The 5,020-nt window shown below is 49.2% G+C and carries 7 protein-coding genes and 1 pseudogene; 5 read left to right on the forward strand and 3 right to left on the reverse strand.

The genetic code is table 11. The features are described 5' to 3' along the window. From BFF42_RS11060 to ves, 3 genes are all read left to right on the forward strand, one after another. The coding region (locus tag BFF42_RS11060) for an IS1 family transposase (RefSeq protein ID WP_000474469.1) at positions 1 to 256 on the forward strand (256 nt) is incomplete at its 5' end. Between the two features lie 82 nt (positions 257 to 338). Beyond that, a complete protein-coding gene (spy, locus tag BFF42_RS11065) occupies positions 339 to 809 on the forward strand; it encodes an ATP-independent periplasmic protein-refolding chaperone Spy (protein ID WP_001228966.1) in 471 nt (156 codons plus the stop codon). A 202-nt stretch (positions 810 to 1,011) separates the two neighbouring features. Further along, positions 1,012 to 1,587 (forward strand): environmental stress-induced protein Ves, encoded by a 576-nt coding sequence (gene ves / locus BFF42_RS11070; protein WP_004983350.1) that lies wholly within the window; start codon positions 1,012 to 1,014, stop codon positions 1,585 to 1,587. On the opposite strand, the gene cho is transcribed toward ves, so the two are convergent. Further along, complete coding sequence (cho, locus tag BFF42_RS11075) at positions 1,547 to 2,434, reverse strand: excinuclease Cho (protein WP_000252396.1); 888 nt, start codon at positions 2,432 to 2,434, stop codon at positions 1,547 to 1,549. The two genes, ves and cho, sit on opposite strands and share 41 nt — an antisense overlap. A gap of 229 nt (positions 2,435 to 2,663) precedes the next feature. Then, on the reverse strand, positions 2,664 to 3,491 hold the full coding sequence (gene nadE, locus BFF42_RS11080; protein ID WP_000175055.1) for an ammonia-dependent NAD(+) synthetase: 828 nt from the start codon (positions 3,489 to 3,491) through the stop codon (positions 2,664 to 2,666). A 201-nt stretch (positions 3,492 to 3,692) separates the two neighbouring features. On the opposite strand from nadE, the gene osmE reads away from it, so the two are divergent. Further along, complete coding sequence (gene osmE / locus BFF42_RS11085) at positions 3,693 to 4,031, forward strand: osmotically-inducible lipoprotein OsmE (protein ID WP_001039044.1); 339 nt, start codon at positions 3,693 to 3,695, stop codon at positions 4,029 to 4,031. A gap of 295 nt (positions 4,032 to 4,326) precedes the next feature. Further along, the gene (gene chbB, locus BFF42_RS11090; RefSeq protein ID WP_000412160.1) at positions 4,327 to 4,647 is read left to right on the forward strand and encodes a PTS N,N'-diacetylchitobiose transporter subunit IIB; all 321 of its coding nucleotides are present in this window, start codon (positions 4,327 to 4,329) and stop codon (positions 4,645 to 4,647) included. Between the two features lie 23 nt (positions 4,648 to 4,670). On the opposite strand, the pseudogene BFF42_RS11095 reads toward chbB, so the two are convergent. Beyond that, positions 4,671 to 5,020, reverse strand: a pseudogene (locus BFF42_RS11095) (IS1-like element IS1X2 family transposase); the annotation flags it as partial.

Consider the following 5,020-nt stretch of genomic DNA (forward strand, 5'->3'; position numbering starts at 1 on the left):
GGGGCGTCTTATGAGCTTGCTGTCACCCTTTGACGTGGTGATATGGATGACGGATGGCTGGCCACTGTATGAATCCCGCCTGAAGGGAAAGCTGCACGTAATCAGCAAGCGATATACGCAGCGAATTGAGCGGCATAACCTGAATCTGAGGCAGCACCTGGCACGGCTGGGACGGAAGTCGCTGTCGTTCTCAAAATCGGTGGAGCTGCATGACAAAGTCATCGGGCATTATCTGAACATAAAACACTATCAATAAGTTGGAGTCATTACCAATCTCGTCAACACGGCACGCTACTTAAGAAAGCCGTAATAAATAACTGAAAGGAAGGATATAGAATATGCGTAAATTAACTGCACTGTTTGTTGCCTCTACCCTGGCTCTTGGCGCGGCTAACCTGGCCCATGCCGCAGCACCGGCTGACGCGAAGCCGATGATGCACCACAAAGGCAAGTTCGGTCCGCATCAGGACATGATGTTCAAAGACCTGAACCTGACCGACGCGCAGAAACAGCAGATCCGCGAAATCATGAAAGGCCAGCGTGACCAGATGAAACGTCCGCCGCTGGAAGAACGCCGCGCAATGCATGACATCATTGTCAGCGATACCTTCGATAAAGCAAAAGCTGAAGCGCAGATCGCAAAAATGGAAGAACAGCGCAAAGCTAACATGCTGGCGCACATGGAAACCCAGAACAAAATTTACAACATCCTGACGCCGGAACAGAAAAAGCAATTTAATGCTAATTTTGAGAAGCGTCTGACAGAACGTCCAGCGGCAAAAGGTAAAATGCCTGCAACTGCTGAATAATCTTTCAGCCAAAAAACTTAAGACCGCCGGTCTTGTCCACTACCTTGCAGTAATGCGGTGGACAGGATCGGCGGTTTTCTTTTCTCTTCTCAAACAGTTGTAAAAAAAGCCTGATCACCACTAACGTAAATCACCCGAGTTGCCGATAACCATCCACGGTTACCTGAACGATAACAATGAAAAGAACGGGCCGGGAGCGAGTATGGAATACTTTGATATGCGTAAAATGTCGGTGAATCTGTGGCGAAATGCTGCCGGTGAAACGCGCGAAATTTGCACTTTCCCACCGGCAAAACGTGATTTTTACTGGCGTGCCAGCATTGCATCCATCGCGGCGAATGGGGAGTTTTCTTTGTTTCCCGGCATGGAAAGGATAGTGACGTTGCTGGAAGGCGGCGAGATGCTCCTTGAAAGCGCAGACCGCTTTAACCATACCTTAAAACCGTTACAGCCTTTTGCCTTTGCAGCGGACCAGGTGGTAAAAGCGAAACTGACGGAAGGGCAGATGTCGATGGATTTCAACATCATGACACGCCTGGATGTCTGTAAGGCGAAAGTCAGAATTGCCGAACGTACGTTTACTACCTTTGGCTCACGCGGCGGGGTGGTGTTTGTGATTAACGGGGCGTGGCAACTGGGCGATAAATTGCTCACTACCGACCAGGGCGCGTGCTGGTTCGATGGCAGGCACACCCTGCGGCTTTTACAACCGCAAGGTAAACTGTTGTTCAGTGAAATCAACTGGCTCGCTGGTCATTCGCCGGATCAAGTTCAGTAATTTCATAGTTACCGGAAAGCAGCGGCTTACAAAGAATTTTATAACCGTCGTGATCAAACCCGGCGGGTGTCCGAATTAACGTTGTCGCGTCTTCCAGCGAATTAACCGCCCCCAGCCACAGCCAGTTTTGAATAATATGATATTGAGTCATTTCCGGGTGCTGTTCTTTCAGCGCCACCGCCCCTTGCCAAGGCCAACACACCACCCGCAAACGCTCCAGAGACTGGCGCAAGCGTAGCGCATGTTCCTCATGGCTCTCTTTACCGCAGCATGCTCCGGCGCAACGTTTTAGCGCTGAACGAAAACATGCACGACCGCGACTTAACGGTTCCAGTCCCAGCAGGCCATAACAAAGTTTTTGTTCATCAGCGATGGTCTGCAATGCTTGCAAAGCTGCGCGCCTATTGGCAAACAGGCCAAACAGGTTGGGGGCTCGTGAAAAATCCACCTCTTTGGCATACACCACATCGACGCGCTTTTCATTTAATTGCAGGGCACAGAGCTGGCGATTGCGGCGCAACCGTTTATTAAACAGCGGCTGTTGTTCTTTGATTAATCGCGCTTCAAGGAGCAGAGCGCCGATTTCACCGGCGGTACATATCCAGCTGATCCGTCGGGATTGCCGTAGCATGGCGGCTTCATCCGGGGTACGTAAATGAGAAAGGACGCGGCTGCGGATGTTAACGCTTTTGCCGATATAGAGCGGCATGGTGTCACTTTCACCATGAAACAGATACACCCCTGGTCGGGTGGGTAAGTCATTAAGGAATGAACGTAAATGTTCGGGATATTCATAAATTGCCGCAGCTTCAAATTCGAGCCGCGGAGAAGTTAAACGCCGTACCACTGTTGACTCCGAATGCTGGTTATCTATCCAGTGTAACAGGCGGGAAGCGATTAAAAAAGAGGCGGGTCGATGACAAAGGTTACACCGTCTGACGTGCTACGCCTGTCAGGCCTATTCGACTCCTGCAATGTATTGAATTTGCATAGTTTTATAGGTCGAATAAGGCGTTCACGCCGCATCCGGCGTGAACAAATTACTCTTTTTCGCACAATCCAATATGTGCAAATTATTACTTTTTCCAGAAATCATCGAAAACGGTAATTGGCGGACGGCGTTTATGTTCGGTTTTCAGATACCAGTTCTCTATTGTTCTGGCGACCTGTTGAGGTACGTTTTTCCCTTCCAGATAGTCGTCGATATTGTCATAGGTCACGCCGAGAGCCACTTCATCTGGCAGAGAAGGGCGATCATCTTCCAGATCGGCCGTTGGCGCTTTCTTATAAAGGTGTTCCGGGCAAGCTAATGCCGCCAGTAACTGTTTACCCTGACGTTTGTTGAGACGATACAGCGGATTAATGTCCGTACCGCCGTCACCATATTTAGTGAAGAATCCGGTAATAGCTTCTGCTGCATGATCGGTGCCCACCACGACACCGCTGGTCATACCCGCAATGCTATATTGTGCTTTCATCCGCTCACGCGCTTTTTCATTGCCACGGACAAAATCGCTCAGTTCAATGTCCGCTTCGCGCAGCGCCTGTTCGCTGGCCAATACCGCGCCCTTGATATTAACGGTTAATACGCGATCCGGTTGAATAAAGGCAATGGCATCCTGGCAATCTTGTTCGTCGGCCTGAACACCATAGGGCAGGCGTACGGCAATAAATTGCAGTGATTCGTTGCCGGTCTCCTGGCGCAGCTCATTAATCGCCATCTGGCACAGCTTACCGGCAAGCGTGGAGTCCTGACCGCCGCTGATCCCGAGCACCAGTGATTTAATGAACGGATAAGTTTGCAGGTAGCTTTTCAGAAAATCGACACTACGACGAATTTCCTCTTCAGCATTAATCTGCGGTTTTGAGCCCAGCGCCTTTATTATTTGTTGTTGCAATGTCATTGAACCCCTCCAGACAGAAAAGACAAAACTTCCTTAAAGCTAACCCGTCGCTACTGAAACGACAAGCGACAGCGGGTTGAATGGTGGATAAAACGTCATACAGGAATCCTCTGAAAGCGGAGCCGTTTCGTTCACGGGCTTGAAAAAGCGCCCAATGTATTCCAGGCTTATCTAACACGCTGATAAACAAGAGGACGGAATATGAACAAGAATATGGCAGGAATTCTGAGTGCAGCGGCGGTATTAACCATGCTGGCGGGTTGTACGGCTTATGATCGTACCAAAGACCAGTTTGTACAGCCTGTGGTGAAAGACGTCAAAAAAGGCATGAGCCGGGCGCAGGTTGCACAAATTGCGGGTAAACCTTCGTCTGAAGTGAGCATGATCCATGCTCGTGGTACTTGCCAGACCTACATCCTGGGTCAACGTGATGGTAAAGCAGAAACCTACTTTGTCGCGTTAGATGATACCGGACATGTCATCAACTCCGGTTATCAGACCTGTGCTGAATACGACACTGATCCACAGGCTGCGAAGTAATCACTTCGTTTGAAAGCTTGAGTAACAACGGAAACCGGCCATTGCGCCGTTTTTTGGCCTGAGTTCTTAATTATCTTCGCGAATTATTTGCCCGAAATGTGAAGAGGGTCATAACCGCAGGTCAAGGAGAGACAATTTATAAGGTCAAAGAAATACTATTGCTCAGGTCTATACCGTATACTCCTTTCAGCCACAAAAAAAGTCATGTTGGTTTCGCAAGTTACCCAGAGCATGGAAGCAGGTTAAGGCTTGCGGAGTGTCTGGCTGACAGATAATCGTCGATGAGGGCAGTTTTATGGAAAAGAAACACATTTATCTGTTTTGTTCTGCGGGCATGTCTACCTCTTTACTGGTATCAAAAATGCGCGCACAGGCAGAAAAATATGAAGTTCCGGTCATTATTGAAGCATTTCCGGAAACACTGGCTGGTGAAAAAGGTCTGAATGCCGATGTCGTGTTATTAGGGCCGCAGATTGCTTATATGTTGCCCGAAATCCAGCGTTTGTTACCCAACAAACCGGTTGAAGTAATTGACTCGCTGCTTTATGGCAAAGTCGATGGTTTAGGCGTGCTTAAGGCTGCGGTTGCAGCGATTAAAAAAGCCGCAGCAAATTAATTTATTTTGGTAATGACTCCAACTTACTGATAGTGTTTTATGTTCAGATAATGCCCGATGACCTTGTCATGCAGCTCCACCGATTTTGAGAACGACAGTGACTTCCGTCCCAGCCTTGCCAGATGTTGTCTCAGATTCAGATTATGTCGCTCAATGCGCTGAGTGTAACGCTTGCTGATAACGTGCAGCTTTCCCTTCAGGCGTGATTCATACAGCGGCCAGCCATCCGTCATCCATACCACGACCTCAAAGGCCGACAGCAGGCTCAGAAGACGCTCCAGTGTGGCCAGAGTGCGTTCACCGAAGACGTGCGCCACAACCGTCCTCCGTATCCTGTCATACGCGTAAAACAGCCAGCGCTGACGTGATTTAG

Origin of the sequence: Shigella sp. FC1661 (genome assembly GCF_001712525.1) — a bacterium.
Taxonomy (GTDB): domain Bacteria; phylum Pseudomonadota; class Gammaproteobacteria; order Enterobacterales; family Enterobacteriaceae; genus Escherichia; species Escherichia coli.